The sequence below is a fragment of the Pseudoxanthomonas sp. CCNWLY206-1 genome, from assembly GCF_039710385.1.
Classification (GTDB): domain Bacteria; phylum Pseudomonadota; class Gammaproteobacteria; order Xanthomonadales; family Xanthomonadaceae; genus Pseudoxanthomonas_A.
Map to the genome: position 1 here is coordinate 900,565 of NZ_JBDKXI010000001.1, position 20,928 is coordinate 921,492.

Consider the following 20,928-nt stretch of genomic DNA (forward strand, 5'->3'; position numbering starts at 1 on the left):
GGCATTATTCCCGCACGGTCCTGCGTAGCCCTGCTCTGAGCGTTAGCGTTACCAGGTAAGCAACGGACGTGACGATCATCGCCGCTGGCAGCGTAACATTAGACAACACCAAGATTAACGCCAAAGTAACAAGCGCGAACACACCGTAGATGACGGTCACACTTAGGTGCCCGTACCGACGGGAAAGGCGCTGGTAAAGATGTTCGACGTGTGGTTCCCACCAGCGCTGCCGACGCAGAATGCGCGAAATCAGTGTGAAGCTCGCGTCCACGAGGAACGCACTCATTGGCAACAGCAATAGAGGCCAGGGGGCGGTCGAGACCGACAAACCCGCCGTCAGCAGCCCCGCTAGCGCAAACCCCAGTGCGCCGCTGCCGACATCCCCCAGGAATATGCGCGCTTTAGGGAAGTTGAATGGCAGAAAACCACAACAGGCGGCGAACAGGGCTGCTCCCAACCAGGACCAGGGGCCTGCCAACAGCAACGTGAATGCGATGGCGGCGATGGCAGCCTGGCTCGCCGCTAGCCCGTCGATCCCGTCCATGAAGTTCCAGACATTGACCAGCACCATGACGAAGACCGCCGCCGCCGCACCGTGCATCCAGCTTCCCGTGGTGCGAAAGGTCGCCGCCGCCAAAATCACTGCTGCTATCCCGTGAACGGCTAAGCGCAACAAGGGGGATAACGGGCGGTGGTCGTCCCACCAACCGATCCCTGCGGTCAGCAATAGCCCGACGAGGAACGCAGGCAGCATCAGCTCGCCGGCAGGGGCTTCCCACCAGAGGTAGATGCCGCCCATCAGCAATGCAATCACAATCGATATCCCGCCCCCACGCGCCGTTGCCACCTGATGGCTGCGCCGTTCACCGGGTTGATCCAGCAGGTTGGTCCGCAGCGCATAGTGACGGGCGAGCCAGGTGATCACTGCCGCGATCAGGAAGTGCAGCAGAAGCCAGGCCACCACCTTCGACATTACACCACCGCGTAATTCAGTAGCGGCTTGATCGTGCCCCATTCCTTGCAGCTGGGACATTGCCAATGATGAGTGCGCGCGCCAAAGCCGCACCGGGAGCAGCGGTAACTCGGATTGCGAACCAGTAATTGGTCCGTGATGTGCTTGAGATCGTGCAGCGTGGCTTCCGGATCAGCACCTTCCGCAAGAGTCAGGTCGATCAATGCGGCTTCGCCGCGCACCGATGGCCGGTCCTTCAACTGTCGGGCCAGGTAAGCCCGGGCGGCCGCCACGCCATCCTGGCTTTCGACCAGCTTGGTCAAGGCGAGCACCGGGGCGATGCCACGGTAGTGTTCGCACATTTCCGACAAGAATGCTCGCGCACCAGACATATCCCCAACATGCTCATAATTGGCGAGCAGACCGGGCAGTACTTCCGGCAGATAGTCCGGGTCATGACGAGCGGCGCGTTCGAAAGCACGGATCGCCGCTTCGTGATTGCTCGCATCCGACTCGATACGGCCCTCCAATATGCCGGCTCGCACACAGCCCGCATCCGCCTGATAGGCCCTGACGATGGCTTGACGTGCACCATCCACCTGATTGGCGGTGCGATGCCGCTCAGCTAGCTCGCATTCGAACTGCGCCACCAGCTTGCCCATTGGCTCTCCGGTGACTTCTTCGTAGCGAAGCGCGTTGTCGATGGCCTTTTCCCAATCGCGCTCGGCCTGGTAGATACCAATGAGATGCTTCAAAGCTTGTGGAGCGCGTTGATCGATTCTGGCCAAGTCGCTGAATACCGTTTCCGCACGGTCCAGCAGGCCCGACCGCATGTAATCCTCACCCAATGCCAGCAGCGCCTGCACCTTCTGCTGGTCACTCAGGTCGGACCGCTGCACCAGACCTTGGTGAAGACGGATCGCCCGATCCACCTCGCCACGGCGGCGGAACAGATGTCCCAATGCCACCTGGGTTTCAAAGGTTTCCTTGTCCAGTTCGGCAATATGCAGGAAAAGCTCGATCGCCTTGTCTGGCTGCTCATTGAGCAAATAGTTCAGACCGCGGAAGTAGGTACTCGACAATCGACTGACTTGGGTATCGCCATGACGCTGCCCGCCTCGTCGACCTATCACCCAACCGCTCAGCGCAGCCAACGGAAGAAACAGAAAGAACCAGAACCATTCGGTGACGAACGCCATTGCCTAGCCGCCTGCGGAAGGAGTGGAGACCGGAGTGGACGGCTGTCCTTTGGCTGCCCTGCGGAGCTTGGCGTACAACGGCAGCACGAGGGTCGCGAAAACGATAGACCCACCGACAATCACGCCGGTCAGCAGCGAGAGAATGATGGCGTTGCCCGGGGTCGTCGACCACCGGAAGAAGACCAGGTCCAGCGTGATGGCTGGACTGTCGTTGAGAAACCCGATGATCAAACCGGCGGCCAGAAAAACCAGCGCGACGATCAAACGGAAGATATTCATCAGGCAGCTCCTTGCGATGGGTGCCTAGCTTAGCTGAGACCCTCTCTGCCGAACATGGCAGTCAACAGCTCCAAGGGCTGCTCTAGTCGCCGTTCTCTTCGATTGGCGTGACGCTGCTGACGCGCTCGCGCAGTTCCTTGCCCGGCTTGAAATGCGGAACATGCTTGGCTGGCAACGCGACCGAATCGCCTGTCTTGGGATTACGTCCCAGACGCGGCGGACGGTAATGCAACGAAAAACTACCGAATCCGCGGATTTCGATGCGATCTCCCTGCGCCAACGCTCCACCCATCATCTCCAGCAGCGCCTTGACGGCGAGATCGACGTCTTCAGCCTTCAGGTGAGGTTGGCGGCGGGCCAGGATTTCGATGAGTTCGGATTTGGTCATCGCTTATGGCGTCGGACGGGTACACCCATGACCGGCCCGGGGAAACCCGGGCCGGCTGGGATCTGACTTGCTATTGGGCTTGCTATTGGCTTACTCGGACTTGTTGCCGTCCAACTGGGCGCGCAGCAGCGCACCAAGCTGGGTGGTGCCACCCGAAGCGGACTGGTATTCCTCCAGCACTTCGCGCATCTCGGCATCGTCCTTGGCCTTGATCGACAGTTGCAGCGTACGGCCCTTGCGGTCCATGCCGATGAACTTGGCTTCGACCTTGTCGCCCACCTTCAGGTGCTGGCTGGCGTCGTCCACGCGCTCGTTGGCGACATCGCGGGCAGACACATAGCCTTCGATGCCATCGCCTAGCTCGATCGTCGCGCCCTTGGCGTCGACTTCCTTCACCACGCCTTCGACCTTGGAACCCTTCGGATGGGTGGCCATGTACTGGCCGAACGGATCCTGCTCCAGCTGCTTGACGCCCAGGCTGATGCGCTCGCGTTCCGGATCGACGGCCAACACCACGGCTTCCAGCGTGTCACCCTTCTTGAAGTTGCGGGCGATGTCTTCGCCAGTGGAGTTCCAGCTGATGTCCGACAGATGGATCAAGCCGTCAATGCCGCCGTCCAGGCCGATGAAGATGCCGAAGTCGGTGATCGACTTGATCTGACCGGACACCTTGTCGCCCTTCTTGTGGATAGCAGCGAAGGTTTCCCACGGATTGGCGGCAACCTGCTTCATGCCCAGCGAGATGCGGCGACGCTCTTCGTCCACGTCCAGCACCATCACTTCGACGTCGTCGCCGACCTGCACGACCTTGGACGGATTGACGTTCTTGTTGGTCCAGTCCATTTCGGACACGTGCACCAGACCTTCCACGCCCGGCTCGATTTCGACGAACGCGCCGTAGTCGGTGACGTTGGAGACCTTGCCGAACACGCGGCTGTTGGCCGGGTAGCGACGCGCGATGTTGTCCCACGGATCTTCGCCCAGCTGCTTCAGGCCCAGGCTGACGCGGTTACGCTCGCGATCGTACTTCAGCACGCGGACATCCAGCTCCTGGCCGACTTCCACGACTTCGGACGGATGGCGCACGCGCTTCCAGGCCATGTCGGTGATGTGCAGCAGACCATCGATGCCGCCCAGGTCGACGAACGCGCCGTAGTCGGTGAGGTTCTTGACCACACCCTTCAGCACCACGCCTTCCTGCAGCTTGTCCATCAGCTGCTCGCGCTCTTCCGAATGTTCGCTCTCGACCACCGCACGGCGGGAGACGACCACGTTGTTGCGCTTGCGGTCCAGCTTGATGAGCTTGAATTCCAGCTCCTTGCCTTCCAGATAGCCCGGATCGCGCACAGGGCGCACATCGACCAGCGAGCCCGGCAGGAATGCGCGGACGTCCTTGATGTCGACGGTGAAACCACCCTTGACCTTGCCGCTGATGCGGCCGGTGATGGTTTCGTTCTTCTCCAGCGCTTCTTCCAGCTCGTCCCATACCATGGCGCGCTTGGCTTTCTCGCGCGAGAGGACGGTTTCGCCGAAGCCGTTTTCGAGCGAGTCGAGCGCGACTTTCACTTCGTCGCCCACGCCCACGTCGATTTCGCCGGCGTCGTTACGGAACTGTTCGATCGGCACGATGCCTTCAGACTTCAGGCCAGCGTTGATCACCACCACGTCATTGCGGACTTCCACAACGATGCCTGTGACGATAGCGCCCGGCTTCAGCTTGGCCAGATGGGTCTGGCTCTGTTCAAACAGTTCTGCGAATGATTCGGTCATTGATTGATTACTCGGTTGGACACACGGACAGGCGTGCACCGCATCGGCGCTCCCCCTGTCCACCCTTTCGGTACTAAGTACCGTGTGTTGATGTGGATTAACCGGCGCTGCCGAAATGGCGGCGTTCCGGGACGGTTTCTGCCAAGAAATATTCCCTGCGCTGGCTGGAAACCTGCTTCCGTTGCTTTTCCGTATCGGAAAAGAATCCGGAGCAACCGCAAGAAATCGCGGCTTATGATTTCACTATGGCCAGAACGCGCTCGACGACTTCGTCGATGGACAAACCGGTGGTGTCGATGAGCACGGCATCTTCAGCCGGGCGCAACGGCGCCACCGTGCGTTGTGCATCTCGGGCGTCGCGGGCGAGAATCTCGCGTAGCAGACCGTCTAAGGTAACGGAAACCCCCTTGTCTTTCAACTGCTTATAGCGCCTTTCCGCTCGCTCCTCGGCGCTGGCGGTCAGAAACACCTTGTAGGGCGCGTCCGGGAAGATGACCGTGCCCATGTCCCGGCCATCGGCTACCAACCCTGGCGCCTGGCGAAAGGCCCGCTGGCGCTCCTTCAGCGCCGAGCGCACCTCGGGGAAGGCCGCGATAGCCGATGCCACCGCCCCCGTGGTTTCCAGGCGTAGCTCCTCGGTCGCGTCCACGCCGTTGACCAGCACCCGCAGCCCCTGCTCGGTCTCACGGAAATCGACCCGGGTATCGAAGGTGCAGCGCACCAACGCCGCGGCGTCGGAGATGTCCAGGTCCGACCAGCTTGCGGCCACCCCCACCGCCCGGTAGAGCGCCCCTGAATCGAGGTAGCACCAGCCCAGGCGGTTGGCGGCAATCCGGCTGACGGTGCCCTTGCCTGCGCCGGAAGGGCCGTCAATGGTCAGCACGGGAATGGTGTCTGGCATGGTCGTTCCTGTATTTTTCGCTCATTATGCCGCCGGTTTGTGTCTGACCAGCGGGTATCTGACCGATCTGGTGCGAATGGCGTGACGCAACCACTTGATCTACCGACGGAAAGGTCGCTAGAATAGCCGGCTTAGTTTCGCCCCTATCTATTTTTACGCCGAGGTTTACGTCATGAAGGTCCTGTCCTCCCTGAAGTCGGCGAAGGCCCGTCACCGCGACTGCAAGGTGGTCCGCCGTCGCGGCAAGGTCTTCGTGATTTGCAAGTCGAATCCGCGTTTCAAAGCGCGCCAGCGCTGAAACAATCGGCATGCTCAAAGCGCGCCAGCGCTGAACGGCATGCCGCTTCCGACTGCAGAAAGACCGCCTCCGGGCGGTTTTTCTTTGTCCGATCAACGAGTGCCCGGGTCTTCCGCGCGCGTAGCGACGCGCCGGCCGTCACGATTGCCGCAATACATTGCGGCGCGGCGGTTTTTTGTTGAAAGGCTTTTGCTATAAAGAGCGGGTCTTCTGGGGAACCACATCTTATGAATCGTCGCGCATTCGCTCTTCCGTTGATCGCCTTGCTGGGCCTGGCTGGCACTGCCACCGCCGATACCCTGTTAATCGAGCGCGCCCAGGAAAAGCCCGCCGAAGCCCTTCCCGTCCGCGGCCAGACCGCGCAACAGGTCGAAGCCCGCTTTGGCGCTCCGCAACAGAAGCTTGAACCCCGTGGCGGACAAAAGCGCCAATGGCCGACGATCCATCGTTGGGTCTACCCCGCCTACACTGTCTACTTCGAAAAAAACCGCGTCATCGACGTGGTTGCCAACCAGGCCGGGCCCGAGGAAATCGGCCCCAAACCGCCGATAAGATGATGCATGCCGCTCTTGGGAGCGCATGCGCAACCATGCATGGACTCCATTGAATGACCGATGCTTTTCGCTTTCCCGCTGAGTGGGAATCCCAATCCGCCATCCTGATCGCGTGGCCACACGCCGAGACCGATTGGGCCGAGCGCCTGGGCGCGGTTGAAGACACCTACGTCGCGCTTGTGGCAGCCATCACTCGCTTCCAGGATGTGGTGATCTGCGTCGCAGACGACGACCTGCAGACCTATGCGGAAGCCCGCTTGCGTTCGGCCAGGGTGGAAATGACGCGGGTGCGCTTCGTCACCGCTGAATACGACGACACCTGGCTGCGCGATTCGGGCCCTATCACCCTGTGCGAAAGCGGTCATTTCAAGCTGCTGGATTTCCGCTTTACCGGTTGGGGCGGCAAGTTCGAAGCCAGCCGGGACGACCAATTGGTCGGCGAGCTGTCAGGCATGCAGTTGTTTCACAACTACTTCGTGCAAAGCATTAACTTTGCACTGGAAGGCGGCGCCATCGAAACAGATGGCGACGGCACGCTGCTGACCACTTGGCGGTGCCTGCATGAGCGCCACCCCGACGTCCCGCGGGAGCAGATTACCTCGCAGTTGGCGGGATGGCTGCATCAGGACCGAGTACTTTGGCTGGACCACGGTTATCTCGAAGGCGACGACACCGACGCCCACATCGACACCCTCGCCCGGTTCGCACCGGATAACGCGATCGTGTTCCAGGCGTGCGATGACCCCAAGGATTCGCATTACCAGGAACTGCAGGCCATGGCGAAGGAAATCGCGGCGCTGCGGACTCGCGACGGCCAGCCGTACAGGCTGTTCCCGCTCCCGTGGGCCAAGCCGGTGCTTGACGAAGGTCGGCGCCTTGCAGCGTCCTACGCCAATTTCCTGGTCATCAACGACGCGGTATTGATGCCCGCTTACGGAGACGAGGCAGACGGCAAAGCCGCCGAGGTACTGGCGGCGGCCTACCCTGGCCGCGACATCGTTCAAGTACCTTGCCGCTCATTGATCTGGCAGAACGGCAGCTTGCATTGCATCACCATGCAGTTGCCGAAGGGCTTGGTGCCGTAGCGCCGCAGCTTGCCTGCGCCCGTCTGGCGCAGGCGCTCGCGCGGGTATTTGCCAGCCGGCCTTCACAGTTCCGGTCGACCATGACTTTGGTTGGGTGCTAAACAAACGCTTCATTCACACATCGTGGTCACCAAATAGCCGATAACCGACAGTCCCGCCGCCTCTGGAGACTGCCGTGTACACACGCCGCACGTTCTTGACCTCGAGTGCCCTCGCCGCCGCAGGCATCACCCTCGCCGCCTGCCGAGATTCCGCTCAAGCGCAGGCCGGTGGCGGAGGACAAACCACTGCCGCCAAACCGGCCAAGTCTCTACCTGGGCCGCTCAATACCCGCGCGATTCCCAGCACCGGCGAACGAATTCCAGTGATCGGCATGGGCACCTCCGGCAGTTTTGAGGTTGGCGATTCCAAGGACGAGCGCGATCCGCTACGTGAGGTGCTGAAGCGCTTCTTCGCCGCAGGCGCCAGCGTCATCGACACCGCACCTACTTACGGCACCGCGGAAGACGTTGTGGGTGCACTACTGGCCGAGCAGAAACTAAGCGAAAAGGCTTGGCTGGCCACCAAGCTCTCCGGCGTCAATGGGCGTGACGAGGGCATGGCGCAGTTCGAAGACAGCCTGCGCCGGCTGAAGACCGACAAAGTGGAACTGTTGCAGGTTCACAACCTGGGCGACCTGAAGACACAACTGGCCGTGGCGCGCGAGCTGAAGACACAGGGCAAGGTGCGCTACATAGGCGTCACTCATTACCAGGAAACGGCGCACGAAGAACTGATCGGTGTGGTGCAGGCGGAGAAACTAGACTTCCTGCAGATCAATTATTCGGTGACGTCGCGCGGCGCCGAGAAACGGCTGTTGCCGCTCGCGAAAGATCGCGGTGTCGCGGTGATGATCAACCGCGCGTTCGAAGACGGCAAGTTGTTCGCACGAGTCAAGGACAAGCCATTGCCGGCTGCGGTCGCAAGTTCCGGCGTCGGTTCCTGGGCGCAGGCTTTCCTCAAATTCGCGCTCAGCCATCCTGCGGTGACAGTAGTGATTCCCGCGACCGGCAAGCCAGACCGGCAAACCGACAACCTGATGGCAGGCGTCGGACCTGATTTGACCGAGGAACAGCGGCAGGCGCTCATCGCGGCATTGGCTTGAGCCGATGAGCGACGGAACCCCCCAACCGCTGCTGCGCGGTATCGCGCGATTGTTCGACGTCGAACTGCGCGAAGCACCGGCGGTGCTGGCCGGCCTGGCAATGTTCTTCCTGTTGTTCACCGGCTACTTCATGTTGCGGCCGATACGCGAAACCATGGGTGTCGCCGGTGGCGTGGACAATCTGCAGTGGCTGTTCACCGGCACGTTCATCGCAACGCTGCTGGTACTGCCGCCATTCGGCTGGCTGGTGTCGAAGGTGTCGCGGCGGCGGATCGTACCGTGGGTATTCGGGTCCGTGGTCGCCAGCCTGCTTGGTTTCAGCCTGGCAATACAGTGGCAGCCGGACAATGTGTGGATGGCGCGAGCGTTCTACATCTGGGTATCGGTCATCAATCTGCTGATGATCTCGCTGGCGTGGAGCGTGCTGGCGGATGTGTTCGCCAGCGCCGAAGCCAAGCGCTTGTTCGCGCTGATCGCTGGCGGCGCCAGCCTGGGCGGATTGATCGGACCGCTGCTGACCACGCTGCTGGTCCAGCCGCTGGGACATGGTGGCCTGATGATCGTTTCCGCGCTGCTGATCACTGCTAGCGCGACTACCGCCACCTGGGTGCACGGTTGGCGCGACCGCCATCCATTGCCCGCCGGCACCAGCACTGCGGAACAACGCCGCCAGCCGCTCGGCGGCAATCCCTTTGCCGGCGCCATCGACGTGTTCCGCTCGCCCTACCTTTTGTGCATAGCGCTGTTCGTTGTGCTGTTGGCCACGGTGACGACGTTCCTTTACTTCGAACAGGCCAAACTGGTCGACGCGCTGTTTCCCGACAAAGCAAGGCAGACGCAGGTGTTCGGTTTGATCGACACGGTCGTGCAAGCATTGGCCATTCTCAGCCAACTGTTCATCACCGGACGCATTGCCCAACGTCTGGGTGTGGGCGTGCTGCTGGTTGCAGTACCGCTGGTGATGGCGGCCGGCTTCGTGTGGCTGGCGCTGGCACCCACCTTCGCGGTGTTCGTGGTGGTGATGGTGGCACGGCGCGCCGGCGAATACGCCTTCGTCCGCCCGGGCCGCGAGATGCTTTACACGGTGGTCGCGCCCGACGCCAAGTACAAGGCCAAGAATTTCATCGATACGGTGGTCTATCGCGGTGGCGACGCGATCAGCGCGTGGGTAAAACGCGGCTTGGACCTGGTTGCCGAACAACCGGCGCTGGCGATGTTGATCGGCGCGGGCATCGCAGCGGTATGGGCTTTCACTGGCGGTGCCCTGGGCCGCTGGCAACGTGAAAAGGAAACCTTAACCGCTTTGCCCGCAAGGCCTTCCTGACAAGCGTTCACGGCCCGGAAGCCTGCCCCCGGGCTATCCGCGGTACCATTCGCACTTCCCCGGATCTTCTTTTCCCAATGCGCCGCACGACCCTGCCCGTTGCCCTGATTCAGGAAAAAAACCACGGTGACGCCGACGCCAATCTCAGCGTCATCGAAACCCGCGTGGCCGAAGCAGCCAAGCGCGGCGCCCAGTTGGTGTTGCTGCAGGAATTGCACAACGGCCCGTATTTCTGCCAGCACGAAGCCGTCTGCGAATTCGACCTGGCGGAGCCGATTCCCGGTCCCAGCACCGAACGCCTCGGCAAGCTGGCCAAACAACATGGCGTGGTACTGGTCAGTTCGTTGTTCGAGCGCCGCGCCGCCGGGCTGTATCACAACACCGCCGTGGTCTTCGAGAAAGACGGCAGCATCGCCGGCAAGTACCGCAAGATGCACATTCCCGACGATCCGGGCTTCTATGAGAAGTTCTACTTCACGCCGGGCGATATCGGCTTCACACCTATTGATACCTCGGTCGGCCGCCTAGGCGTGCTGGTCTGCTGGGACCAGTGGTATCCGGAAGCTGCGCGGCTGATGGCGTTGGCGGGCGCGGAGCTGCTGCTCTACCCCACCGCGATCGGCTGGGATCCGGATGATGCGCAGGACGAAAAGAATCGCCAGCGCGATGCCTGGATCCTCAGCCATCGAGGTCACGCCGTCGCCAACGGCCTCCCCGTGCTCAGCTGCAATCGCGTCGGCCATGAACCGTCGCCCTTGGGCGCTTCCGGCATCCAATTCTGGGGCAACAGCCATGTGCTGGGTCCGCAGGGTGAATTCGTCGCCGAAGCCGGTGGCGAGCCGGAGATCCTCAGCGTCGAGGTCGATCTGGTACGCAGCGAGCATGTGCGCCGTATCTGGCCGTTCCTGCGCGACCGCCGTATCGATGCGTATGGCGATCTGCTCAAGCGCTATATCGACTGAGCATTGCATCAATTGAGCGCCACACCACTGAGAGCCCGCCACTTGAGCCTGCTGATCCGCGACGCCACCGCCGCCGACATTCCCGCCATCACCGTGCTGTACGCCGACGAAGTGCGCGAACGTGTCGCCACGTACGAATACGATGCGCCGGACGAGAAGGAAATGGATCGCCGCATGCGCGATATCCAGGCAGCTGGTTATCCGTATCTGGTCGCGGAGTTCGATGGCACATTCGCCGGTTATGCCTACGCCAGTAGCTATCGCGGACGTATCGGATACCGCTGGACGGTGGAAGACACGGTTTACCTGCGCCCGGAGTTCCAGGGCCGCGGCATCGGTAAAGCCTTGCTGGCCAAACTGATTGATCTCTGCGAGGCCAAAGGCTTCCGACAGATGGTTGCCGTGATTGGCGAACCCGGCAATGGCGCGTCGGTAGCGTTGCACGAGCGCCTGGGCTTCCGCACTGTCGGTATCTTCCAGGGATTGGGCCGCAAGCACGGCCGATGGCTGGACACCGTGCAGATGCAGCGGCCGCTGGGTTCGGGTGACCGGGATGCCCCTGTTGGCGAAGATCGTTGATCGGCATTCGCCCGAAACCATTTCTCTGCCATTTCTCGCTGTCCGATCTTTTCGATGGTGGCCGATGCCGCCTCCACACCTCACGACGTTTCCAGGCTTGAACGAATGAACGACTCCACCTCCCAGCCCACCACGCCGCATTCGCTCGAAGGCCAGCCCTGGCAGATCGTCGAACGCGACGGCGTGCGCTTCACCCTGCTGGGCACTGCTCACGTCTCCCGGAGCAGTGTGGACGCTGTTCGCGCATCCATCGCCAGCGGCGAGTACGACAGCGTGGCGATCGAACTCGACGCAGGGCGTCTGCAATCGCTGACCGACCCCGACGCACTCGCCAAGCTGGACCTGATCAAAGTGCTACGCGAAGGCAAGACGCATCTGTTCGCCGCCAATCTCGCGCTGGCGGCATATCAGCGGCGATTGGCCGAGCAATTGGATGTGGAGCCAGGTGCGGAGTTGAAGGCCGGCGCATTGGATGCGAAAGAACGCGGACTACCGCTGCACCTGATCGACCGCGAAGTCGGTCTTACCTTCAAGCGTGCCCTGCACCGCTTGAGCTGGTGGGGCCGGGCCAAGATCAGCGCCGGCATCATGACGGCGATGTTCGTCGACGAAGAAGTCGGCGATGAGGAAATCGAAAAGCTCAAACAAGGCGACATGCTGGAATCCAGCTTTGGCGAGTTCGCGGCCGACAATCCTGTGCTCTACAACACCATCATCGCCGAACGCGACCGCTACATGGCATCGCGCCTGCGCCAGGTAGCGCAGGAAAAGCCACGACAGCACGATGATCGGCCCTATGAAGTTCTAGCCGTGGTCGGCGCCGGTCATTTGCCAGGGCTGGCCAAGCATCTGCGCGAGGACAGTGCTCCAGCGGCCGATATCCTGGCCGAGTTGGAACACATCCAGCAGAAGAGCGGAATTCCCTGGTTCACCATCGTACTGGCCGCGTTTGTACTGGGCGGCTTTGCCTGGGGTTTCTGGCAAGGCGGTGTGGACGTCGGTTCGGACCTGATCGTGCAATGGGTACTGGCCACCGGCCTGCTCGGCGCACTGGGCTGCGCCATCGCCGGCGGTCATCCGTTGAGCATCCTGGCGGCCTTCATTTCATCGCCGCTAACACCGCTGCACCCTGCCCTGGCATCCGGCACCGTCAGCGGCTTGGTGGAAGCGACGTTGCGCAAACCCACCTACGCTGATTTCCTGGCGCTGCGTGACGACGTGCAGACGCTGCGCGGATGGTGGAAGAACCGGGTAGCGCGCATTTTGCTGAATTTCTTCCTGACCAGCCTGGGCACCGCCATCGGCGTGTGGACGGGCGGCCTGCGGATGCTCGGCAAGATCATCGGCTGATCCGATTCCGCTTCCCACGTCGTAGGACCGGCGTCCTGGCCGCGACCTTTTCCCTGCTTTTGTAGGAGCGCCGTCTCGGCGCGAGCTCTTAGCTTCTGTTGCGACCTGATGGGAAAGCTCGCGGCGGGGACGCCGCTCCTACAGAATGCCGCGCGGGTGATCCGGACCTGAGCCCGGATCACCGCCACTCTTCATTCCGCGTGGATTGCCGCGACCGCGGCAGGCGCGCCGCTGCCCTTGCGGACGCGGGCGCGCTTGATGAGGCGCGCGGTGCCGGTACGCAGATCATCGAGAATCGCGTAGATGGTCGGCAGGAACAACAGGCTGACCACCGTCGAGAAAGCCAGGCCGCCGGCAATCGCACGCGCCATCGGGTAGTACGGCGGGCCATCGCCACCCATCTGGGTATTTCCCCACGCAATCGGGATCATCGCCAGAATCGCGGTACCCATGGTCATCAGGATGGGACGCAGCCGCTCCCGGCTGCCCTCGACCAAGGCGTCCGTTCGCGATTTCCCGCGCCGGCGCAGATTGTTGATGTGCTCGATCATCACGATACCGTTGTTCACCACCACGCCCATTAGCACCAAAATGCCGATGAACGCCATGATGTTGAACTCGGTGCCAGTCAACCAGAACAACCAGAACACACCGAACACCGAGAACAGCACGCCGCTCATGATCGCCGCCGGAAACAGCAGCGACTCGAATACTGCCGCCATCACGATGTAGATCAATAGCAGCGCGATCACCAGGTTGGTCATCATCTGAGCGCCGGCTTCGTCCTCTTCCTGGAAGGCGCCGCCATCGAAGGAGTAGCTGTAACCCGCGGGGAAGACAGCACCTTTCAGTGCTTCTTCCATCGCCTTGCGCGCTTCGGGCACGGTGACCTTGTCGCCCAGGTTGGCTTGCACCGTCAGCGTCGTTTGGCGATTGGTACGTTGAATCTGCGTCGAGGCCGGGCTCACGTCCACGTCCACCATGCTGAGCAACGGCACCGTGCGCCCATCCGCCGCCCGTACCATGAAGGCATCCAGGTCCTCGATGCCATAGCTCTCCGCACCGGCGAAGCGCACCCAAACCGGCACTTCGTTCTCGCCGCGACGGAATTCGCGCAACGGCGCACCACGTAGCGCAACGCCGACGAACTCCGCGACTTGCTGAGCACTGAAGCCGAACGAGGCCGCACGTTCACGGTCGACCCGCACCGACAGTTCGCTGTTCTGGTCGCCGGCGTCCACGCGCACATCGCGCAGCTCCTTGCGCTTGCCCAGCATCGGCACGATCTCACGCGCGATTTCCGCCAATGTTTCGGTGGAATCGCCGACCAGTTGCACCTGCACCTTCTCACCCGGTTGCCCACCGCCACCCGGACCGCCACCGCCATCACCTATGCCGACGGTGGCGCGCGCGGACTTGGGAAGTGCCTTGCGGATTTCTTCGACGATCTTCTTGGTGTCGTCGATTTCCTCGACGTTGAACTTGACGCGCGTGCCGGCATCGCCGCGTTCGCTGTACCACGAATAGATCTGTTCGATATGGAAGCGTTTGCGGTTCGCATCCAGGAACTGTTCGACCTTCAGCACCTCGTCCGAAATCTGGCCGAGGCTATAGGAGCCTTTCCACTGGTAGAAGATGTTGGTTTCGGTACCGTCGTCGCCGCCGAACATGTTCTTCTTCGTGAGCATCATTGGCACGATGCTGACCGCGATGATCAGCACGATACCGAGCACGCTCCAGCCGCGATGCTCCAGCGTCCACCGCAACATGCGCGCATAGCGCGTCTGCATGCGCGGAATGATGCCGGTGTGGTTTCCGACTGCCGGTGGCGTCTTCATGCGCGCCGACAACATCGGAATCAAGCTGACAGCCACCAGCCACGATGCCAGCAGCGAAACCGAAATGGTGATGGCGATCTGCGACAGATAGATGCTCAGGAAGTTGCGTTCCCCGAACAGATTGGGGACGAACACGATGCAATGGCACAAGGTGCCGGCCGACAGTGCGATGGCCACGTGGCGGGTGCCCAGAATCGAAGCCAGCCGCGGCTGATCGGGCATACGCTCGCGTTCCTGGTAGATGCTTTCCACCACCACCACCGCGTTGTCCACCAGCATGCCGATGGCCAGCAGCAGGCCCATCATCGAAAGAATGTTGAGCGTGACGCCGAAGAAATACATGAAGCCCAGCGTCATCACGAAGCAGATCGGAATCGCCAGCGTGACCATCGCCGTGGAGGGCCAGTGGCGCAGGAAGAAGAACAGCACTGCAATGGACAACACCAAACCGATTACGCCGGCTTCGGCCAATTCGATCAGCGATGTGGTGACGTTGTCGCCCTGATTGTCGATTATCTTGACCTGGAGGTCGCTCAGCGAGGGCTCCTTACGGATTTCCTCCACTTCCTTCAGTGCCCGACTGGAGACTTCCACCAGATTGGCATTGCGCTCCTTGAAGATGTCCAGGCCCACTGCCTTGCGCCCATCCAGGCGCCGGCCATAGTCCATCCGTTGCGGCTTCAGGCGAATCTCGGCGATGTCCGACAAACGCACGCCGTTGCTACCGATTACCAGGTCACGCAGCTGCTGCAGGTCGGTCATCTCGCCCACCGGCTGCACGCGCAGGCGCTGACCGCCGTCGGTGATGGTGCCGGCGGACACCGAGAAGTTGATCGCTTGCAATCGCGTGGTCAGATCGTTGAGGCCCAGGTTGTGCGCCGTCAGACGGTCCTGGTTGATCGCGATCTCTACCTCATTGGCCGGCGCGCCGGAGATGTCGACGCGCGCCACGCCTGGGATGCGCTCGATACGCCGCTTGAACTCGCGGTTGATCATGTCGTACGCGCCGGTCAGGTCGGCGTCGCTGGCCAGACGCACCCGCAGTACTGGTTGGTCGGTAGTAGAGAACTTCAATACCAGATAGCGCTGCAAGTCATCCGGCAGATCGTCGCGGATGGCATCGATGCGCTCTCGCGCATCCGAGGCGGCAATGGCGACATCGCGTTCCCAATCCGAGAACTGCATGAAGATTTCCGCGCCGTTGGCATTCGCGGTGGCATCCATGCGCTTGATGCCGGTCATGGTGGAAAGCGCCTCCTCCACCGGACGCAGCACCGTGCGTTCCACCTCCTCCGGTGTCGAGCCCGTATAGGGCAACGACACGAAGATGAAGGGCGGCGAGACCTCCGGAAAGGCCTCAAGTGGCAAACGGACTGCGGCGATCATGCCGACGACGAACAGCGATACGAACAGCATGATCGCGCTGACAGGACGCTTGATGCTCAGTTCGGCGACGCTCATGCGTGATCCAGCCCTTCGTTGCCCGCGGTGGAGAGCGGTTCCTCGTTTTGCTTATGCAGGCGACCACGCTCGGCGTAGTACTCGTCGGAGCGGCGATCCAGCAGGTCGTACACCACCGGGATCACCACCAGCGTCAGCAGCGTAGATACCAATAGACCGCCGATTACGGTGATCGCCATTGGCGAGCGCACTTCCGCGCCTTCGCCGAAAGCCAATGCCAGCGGCAAGAAGCCGAACAAAGTACACAGCGTGGTCATGATGATCGGACGCAGGCGAGAACGAGCACCTTCGATCAGCGCTTCGCGCTTGGCGACGCCCGCCTCCCGCAGCTGGTTGACCTTGTCGATCAGGATGATGGCGTTCTTCACCACCAATCCGACCAGCAGGATCAAGCCAATGAACACCACCACCGAGACCGGCGAACGCGTCAGCAGCAACGCAAGCACCGCACCGACCAGTGCCAGGGGAATGGTGAACAGGATGACGAACGGATGCAGCAGCGATTCGAACTGCGAGGCCATCACCAGGTAGACCAGGAAGATGGCAAGGCCGAATGCGAACAGCAGCGCCTTCACGGATTCGGCCAGTTCCTCGCCCTGTCCGCCGATGTGCATGCCGATGCCGGCACCCAGCGAATTTTCCGCCACCATGTCCCGCACTTCCTGCACCGCCGCGCCCAGGTCGATATCGCGCAGGTTGGCCGACACGATCGCCACACGCACCTGATCGGCGCGGTGAATTTCACTGGGTCCCGTGGTCGATATGACCTCGGCCACCGACTCCAGTGTCACCGGGCGCGAACTGCCTGGGTTCACGATCAGCTTGCGGATGCTTTCGACCGAAGCGCGATCGGATTCCTGCGCACGCACCAGTACGTCGATCTTGCGGTCGCGGAAGCTGTAGCGGGTGGCAACATCGCCACGCACTTTCTTCACCACCACATCGGCGATCTGGCGCGTGGTAAGTCCCAGCGCACCGGCGCGATCTTGGTCGAAGCGAATCTGGATTTCGGGGAAGCCCTCCTCCACTGTCGATTTCACATCGGCGTAGTGCGGATTGCTACGCAACAAGGCCGCCATCTTCTGGCCTGCAGTCTGGATGGTTTCCAGGTCCTGGCCGCGCAGTTCGATTTCCAGCGGCGTGGAGAAACTGAAGAGTTCGGGACGGCGGAAATCCACCTGTGCACCCGGGTGCGCCTTCATCGTGGCGCGTAGCTTCTCGGTCTCTTCCGCTTCCAGCTCCTTACTGCCGCCGTCAGCCATCACCACCGTGATCTTGCCGATGTTCTCGCCGCTTTCGGTGGGATTGGCGTCCAGACGCGTGCCGCTGCCGCTGACGCCATACAGCGCGCGGATGCCTTCGTCTTTTGCGTGCTTTTCCTGCAACTCGCGCACCAGGCCGTCGGTTTCCCGCAACGGCGTGCCGGGCGGCAGTTTCACGGTCATTTCGAAACGATCCTGCGCCAACTGCGGAATCAGGTCGGCGCCCAGCATCGGGACGACCGCCAGCGTCGCGGCGAACGCCGCCGCTGCGAAACCGAGCACCAGCCAGGGCTTGCCCAACGAATTCGGCAGCAACTTCATGTAGCCGCTTTCGGCGTAGTGATAAGGCGCCATCGCCAGGTCGCTGGCCTTGCGCATCACCGGGCCGATCACTGCAGCCAAACCGCGCCAGACCCTTACGAACAGCCAGACGAGACCGAAGAAGAATCCGCGCGAAACCATACCTACGCCATGGCCTGTAGCTGCCACCGGTTTCTGCCAGCGCGATTGGGGCTGCCACTTTGGATGACCTTCTTCTTCCGGGAACGCCATCGGCGGCCGCCCCTTCAGCGCGCTCAGCATCGGAATCAACGTCATTGCCACGACCAGCGACACGCCGATGGCGATCGCCACGGTCAGTGCTTGGTCACGGAACAGTTGTCCCGCGATGCCTTCCACGAAAACCAGAGGCAGGAACACCGCGATCGTGGTCAGCGTCGACGCCACCACCGCCATACTGACCTCGCGAGTACCGGTAATAGCCGCCTGCAGGATACCCAAGCCGCGCTCACGTGCCTTGGCGATGCTTTCCAGCACCACAATAGAATCGTCCACCACCAGGCCGGTGGCGAGCGCCAGGCCACCCAGGGACATCACGTTCAAGCTCAGTCCCAACTGGTCCATGAAGAAGAACGTGGTCACGATGGATGCGGGCAGCGACAACGCAACCACGAAAGTGCTCCAGCCATCACGCAAGAACAGGAAGATGATCAGGATGGCCAGCACGCCGCCGATCACCGCATCCTTCTGCACGTCACTAATGGCGTGGTTGATGAAGATCGACTGATCTTCAACCGTTGTCAGCTCCACGTCCGACGGGATCTGCGTCTTGATCTGCTCCAGCTTGGCCTTGATGGCGTCAGCGGTGGCAACCGTATTGGCGTCGCCTTCCTTGTAGATCGCCAGTTCTACCGCTTCCTTGCCGGCCAGGCGGATGATGGCTTCGCGTTCCTTGTAGCTCTGGCGGACTTCGGCCACGTCTTTCAGGCGCACCGGCACTCCGCCGGCGATCACGCTGGAACTGGACGAGGATGCATTCTGTACCGACGCCGCTGCTGCCATCGCCGCCGCATCGCCGGTTGAAGCCGCGATGGCGGCCATCTGCTGGGCTGCGCTAGCCGCCGCGTTGTTGCCCGAACTCTGCGTGGTGACCAGCATCTCGCGGATTTCGGCCACGGTGGCGAACTGGTTGACTGTCCGCACCAGGTAGCGCTGCGAGCCTTGCTCCAGGCGGCCGCCAGAAATGTTGATGTTTTCCTGCTGCAGACGTTGGATAACGGTGTCGATGGGCAGGTTCAACTGCGCCAGTTTCTGCTGATCCAGTTCGACCTGTATCTCGTCTTCCAGACCGCCGCCGACCTTGACCGCGGCAACGCCCCCGACCGGTTCCAGTTTCTTTTTCAGATCGTCATCTGCGTAGCGCCGCAGCTCGGTGAGCTGACGAATGGAATCGGCATCGGTCTTGCCGGCGGTCTTCGACGACAGCACGAGCCGCATGACCGGCTCAGTGGACGGATTGAAACGCAGCAACACGGGCGCTTTGGCTTCCAGCGGCAGTTGCAGCACTTCCATCTTGTCGCGGACTTCCAGGCTGGCCTGGTCCATGTCCGTGCCCCAGGCGAATTCCAGCACCACGTCACTTTGGCCCGTGCGCGAGACCGACTTCAGCTTGCGCAGGTTCTTCACCACGCCAACGGCTTCTTCCACCGGCTCGGAGATCAGGGTTTCGATCTCCGATGGTGCTGCACCGGTGTATTCGGTGCGCACCGTGAGCGTGGGATAGCTCAGGTCGGGCAGCAGATTGACCTTCAGCGATGTCAGCGCGATGCATCCGAACAGGAACATCGTGATCCAGAACATCGCCACGGTGACACGGCGACGGGTGGAGAACTCGACCAATCCGCCGCCCGTCAGGCCGGGTGGCGGCGCCAGCGGATCGACGCCGGCGGGGGGATCGTTGTCGTGCGCGCTCATTGCTGCTTACCGGCAGCTTCAACCTCCACCTTGGCGGTGGCTTTCGCGACTGGCTTGCCGATTACTTCCACCGGTGTGCCATCGCGCAGCGCGATCTTGCCAGCGGTGACGACGCTATCGCCGACCTTGACGCCCTGGAGAATTTCTATCCACTCGCCATCCATGTAACCCAGCTTGACCGGTACGCGTGCGGCCTTGCCGTCACGGACCGCGAATACCGCCGGATCGCCTTCATCGTCCAGCAATGCGATGCGCGGCACTACCAGCGCGTCGGCGCGCTTGTCGTAGTCGATCTTGATGCGGCCGAACATGCCCGGCTGCAGCACGTCGCCGCCTGCAAAACTGCAGACCACGCGGAAGGTGCCACTACCGGAATCCACCACCGGTGCGATGCGATCCACCACACCTTCGAAGGACTTGCCTGGCAGCGCGTCCACTTGCAGCGACACCGGCTGCCCTCCCTTCAAGGTGGACAGTTCGCGTTCCGGCACATTGAGCGTGGCTTCCAACCGCGAGTTGTCGACGATGCGGAAGATCGGCGTATTGATCTGTACGAAGTTGCCGGTCTTGATCGAGCGCGATGCGATGATGCCGGAAATCGGCGCTACGACGGTCGTGTAGGAAAGCTCCAGCGACGCCAGACGATATTGCGCGCGGGCGTTTTCCAAGTCGTACTTGATCTGGTCCACGTCATTGGCGCTGATCATCTGCTGCTCGACCAGCTGCTGCGCGCGGTGGTAGTTGTTCTCCAGCTTGCGCATCTGCGCTTCACTCTGGGCAACCGCCAGACGTGCGCGATCCGGGTCTAGCCTCACCAGCGGCTGCCCGGCCCTGACCAATTGTCCTTCCTCGACCATGACCGCCAAGGCCACGCCCGAGGTCTTGGCCACCACCTGGGACTCGCCACGGGCATCCAGCGCCGCGGTCCCGGTGTAGCTGGCCGCGACCGGACGATGAGCGGCCTTCACCACTTCCACCGGCACGGCATCCGGGCCCTTGGGGGCTTCGCCATTCTTGGCCTGGGCTTCCGGAGTGGGGCCGCCGCCCTTGCAGGCCGCCAGCGCCAACACGCCGAAGACCAACGGAATCAAGGCGATACGGTGAAAGCGACGGGATGGTGTGATTGGTCGGGACATGGGACGGACCGTGTGGTTGTTGTTTAGGTGTTGTATGAAGGTATATCACCTAACCGTGACTTTCATGCGCCGAAGGTCATGGTGACTTGCGTCAAGGGGATCTGAAATTAGATGCGGCAGGAGCGCTGCCGGTTGCGCGATGATCCCTGCGTTTGGCGACAAAACGATGATCGGCCCGAGCTAAGCGGCACGT

At 61.8% G+C, this 20,928-nt stretch carries 17 protein-coding genes; 8 read left to right on the top strand and 9 right to left on the bottom strand.

The window, feature by feature from the left end:
- Positions 1-4: 4 nt before the first annotated feature.
- The 6 genes from AADW18_RS03845 to cmk all read right to left on the bottom strand — a co-directional run bounded on the left by AADW18_RS03845 (position 5) and on the right by cmk (position 5,489).
- Entirely contained in the window at positions 5-973 is a 969-nt protein-coding gene (locus AADW18_RS03845; protein ID WP_337342016.1) for a glycosyltransferase family 4 protein, read from the bottom strand.
- Positions 973-2,151, bottom strand: coding sequence for a lipopolysaccharide assembly protein LapB (gene lapB / locus AADW18_RS03850; protein ID WP_337342017.1), 1,179 nt, complete (start codon positions 2,149-2,151; stop codon positions 973-975). Before lapB ends, AADW18_RS03845 begins: the two co-directional genes overlap by 1 nt.
- A 3-nt stretch (positions 2,152-2,154) precedes the next feature.
- The gene (locus AADW18_RS03855; protein WP_337342018.1) at positions 2,155-2,430 is read right to left on the bottom strand and encodes a hypothetical protein; all 276 of its coding nucleotides are present in this window, start codon (positions 2,428-2,430) and stop codon (positions 2,155-2,157) included.
- An 82-nt stretch (positions 2,431-2,512) separates the two neighbouring features.
- Positions 2,513-2,818 carry an integration host factor subunit beta gene (locus AADW18_RS03860; protein ID WP_337342019.1) on the bottom strand — a complete coding sequence of 102 codons (306 nt, stop codon included), beginning with the start codon at positions 2,816-2,818 and terminating at the stop codon, positions 2,513-2,515.
- A 90-nt stretch (positions 2,819-2,908) separates the two neighbouring features.
- Complete coding sequence (gene rpsA, locus AADW18_RS03865; RefSeq protein WP_337342020.1) at positions 2,909-4,627, bottom strand: 30S ribosomal protein S1; 1,719 nt, start codon at positions 4,625-4,627, stop codon at positions 2,909-2,911.
- Between the two features lie 193 nt (positions 4,628-4,820).
- Complete coding sequence (cmk, locus tag AADW18_RS03870; RefSeq protein WP_337342021.1) at positions 4,821-5,489, bottom strand: (d)CMP kinase; 669 nt, start codon at positions 5,487-5,489, stop codon at positions 4,821-4,823.
- Between the two features lie 172 nt (positions 5,490-5,661).
- Here cmk and ykgO point away from each other — a divergent pair, with 172 nt between their 5' ends.
- The 8 genes from ykgO (at position 5,662) to AADW18_RS03910 (ending at position 12,785) form a co-directional block, all read left to right on the top strand.
- Positions 5,662-5,787, top strand: a complete 126-nt coding sequence (gene ykgO, locus AADW18_RS03875; RefSeq protein ID WP_010342887.1) for a type B 50S ribosomal protein L36 — start codon at positions 5,662-5,664, stop codon at positions 5,785-5,787.
- Positions 5,788-6,014: 227 nt separating this feature from the next.
- Positions 6,015-6,344, top strand: coding sequence for a hypothetical protein (locus tag AADW18_RS03880; protein WP_337342022.1), 330 nt, complete (start codon positions 6,015-6,017; stop codon positions 6,342-6,344).
- A 50-nt stretch (positions 6,345-6,394) separates the two neighbouring features.
- Positions 6,395-7,426 carry an agmatine deiminase family protein gene (locus tag AADW18_RS03885; RefSeq protein ID WP_337342023.1) on the top strand — a complete coding sequence of 344 codons (1,032 nt, stop codon included), beginning with the start codon at positions 6,395-6,397 and terminating at the stop codon, positions 7,424-7,426.
- Between the two features lie 175 nt (positions 7,427-7,601).
- A complete protein-coding gene (locus tag AADW18_RS03890; RefSeq protein WP_337342024.1) occupies positions 7,602-8,570 on the top strand; it encodes an aldo/keto reductase in 969 nt (322 codons plus the stop codon).
- A 4-nt stretch (positions 8,571-8,574) separates the two neighbouring features.
- Positions 8,575-9,894 (top strand): MFS transporter, encoded by a 1,320-nt coding sequence (locus AADW18_RS03895; RefSeq protein ID WP_337342025.1) that lies wholly within the window; start codon positions 8,575-8,577, stop codon positions 9,892-9,894.
- 77 nt (positions 9,895-9,971) lie between these two features.
- Positions 9,972-10,856 carry a carbon-nitrogen hydrolase gene (locus AADW18_RS03900; RefSeq protein WP_337342026.1) on the top strand — a complete coding sequence of 295 codons (885 nt, stop codon included), beginning with the start codon at positions 9,972-9,974 and terminating at the stop codon, positions 10,854-10,856.
- A 42-nt stretch (positions 10,857-10,898) separates the two neighbouring features.
- Complete coding sequence (locus AADW18_RS03905; protein WP_337342027.1) at positions 10,899-11,435, top strand: N-acetyltransferase family protein; 537 nt, start codon at positions 10,899-10,901, stop codon at positions 11,433-11,435.
- A 105-nt stretch (positions 11,436-11,540) separates the two neighbouring features.
- Positions 11,541-12,785: a TraB/GumN family protein gene (locus AADW18_RS03910; protein ID WP_337342028.1), complete on the top strand. Its 1,245-nt coding sequence runs from the start codon at positions 11,541-11,543 to the stop codon at positions 12,783-12,785.
- Positions 12,786-12,976: 191 nt separating this feature from the next.
- On the opposite strand, the gene AADW18_RS03915 is transcribed toward AADW18_RS03910, so the two are convergent.
- The 3 genes from AADW18_RS03915 to AADW18_RS03925 are packed head-to-tail and all read right to left on the bottom strand — an operon-like array spanning position 12,977 to position 20,669.
- A complete protein-coding gene (locus AADW18_RS03915) occupies positions 12,977-16,084 on the bottom strand; it encodes an efflux RND transporter permease subunit (RefSeq protein WP_337342029.1) in 3,108 nt (1,035 codons plus the stop codon).
- Entirely contained in the window at positions 16,081-19,599 is a 3,519-nt protein-coding gene (locus AADW18_RS03920) for an efflux RND transporter permease subunit (protein ID WP_337342030.1), read from the bottom strand. The genes AADW18_RS03915 and AADW18_RS03920 overlap by 4 nt, the downstream gene beginning before the upstream one ends.
- A complete protein-coding gene (locus AADW18_RS03925; RefSeq protein WP_337342117.1) occupies positions 19,596-20,669 on the bottom strand; it encodes an efflux RND transporter periplasmic adaptor subunit in 1,074 nt (357 codons plus the stop codon). Before AADW18_RS03925 ends, AADW18_RS03920 begins: the two co-directional genes overlap by 4 nt.
- Positions 20,670-20,928: the final 259 nt, after the last annotated feature.

What these genes read in the sequence shown, in the direction of transcription:
- AADW18_RS03920 (WP_337342030.1), bottom strand. Translation starts at nt 19,599, where the DNA reads ATGAGCGCGCACGACAACGATCCCCCCGCCGGCGTCGATCCGCTGGCG.
- lapB (WP_337342017.1), bottom strand. Translation starts at nt 2,151, where the DNA reads ATGGCGTTCGTCACCGAATGGTTCTGGTTCTTTCTGTTTCTTCCGTTG.
- AADW18_RS03860 (WP_337342019.1), bottom strand. Translation starts at nt 2,818, where the DNA reads ATGACCAAATCCGAACTCATCGAAATCCTGGCCCGCCGCCAACCTCAC.
- AADW18_RS03855 (WP_337342018.1), bottom strand. Translation starts at nt 2,430, where the DNA reads ATGAATATCTTCCGTTTGATCGTCGCGCTGGTTTTTCTGGCCGCCGGT.
- ykgO (WP_010342887.1), top strand. Translation starts at nt 5,662, where the DNA reads ATGAAGGTCCTGTCCTCCCTGAAGTCGGCGAAGGCCCGTCACCGCGAC.
- AADW18_RS03880 (WP_337342022.1), top strand. Translation starts at nt 6,015, where the DNA reads ATGAATCGTCGCGCATTCGCTCTTCCGTTGATCGCCTTGCTGGGCCTG.
- AADW18_RS03915 (WP_337342029.1), bottom strand. Translation starts at nt 16,084, where the DNA reads ATGAGCGTCGCCGAACTGAGCATCAAGCGTCCTGTCAGCGCGATCATG.
- AADW18_RS03910 (WP_337342028.1), top strand. Translation starts at nt 11,541, where the DNA reads ATGAACGACTCCACCTCCCAGCCCACCACGCCGCATTCGCTCGAAGGC.
- AADW18_RS03845 (WP_337342016.1), bottom strand. Translation starts at nt 973, where the DNA reads ATGTCGAAGGTGGTGGCCTGGCTTCTGCTGCACTTCCTGATCGCGGCA.
- AADW18_RS03895 (WP_337342025.1), top strand. Translation starts at nt 8,575, where the DNA reads ATGAGCGACGGAACCCCCCAACCGCTGCTGCGCGGTATCGCGCGATTG.
- AADW18_RS03885 (WP_337342023.1), top strand. Translation starts at nt 6,395, where the DNA reads ATGACCGATGCTTTTCGCTTTCCCGCTGAGTGGGAATCCCAATCCGCC.
- cmk (WP_337342021.1), bottom strand. Translation starts at nt 5,489, where the DNA reads ATGCCAGACACCATTCCCGTGCTGACCATTGACGGCCCTTCCGGCGCA.
- AADW18_RS03900 (WP_337342026.1), top strand. Translation starts at nt 9,972, where the DNA reads ATGCGCCGCACGACCCTGCCCGTTGCCCTGATTCAGGAAAAAAACCAC.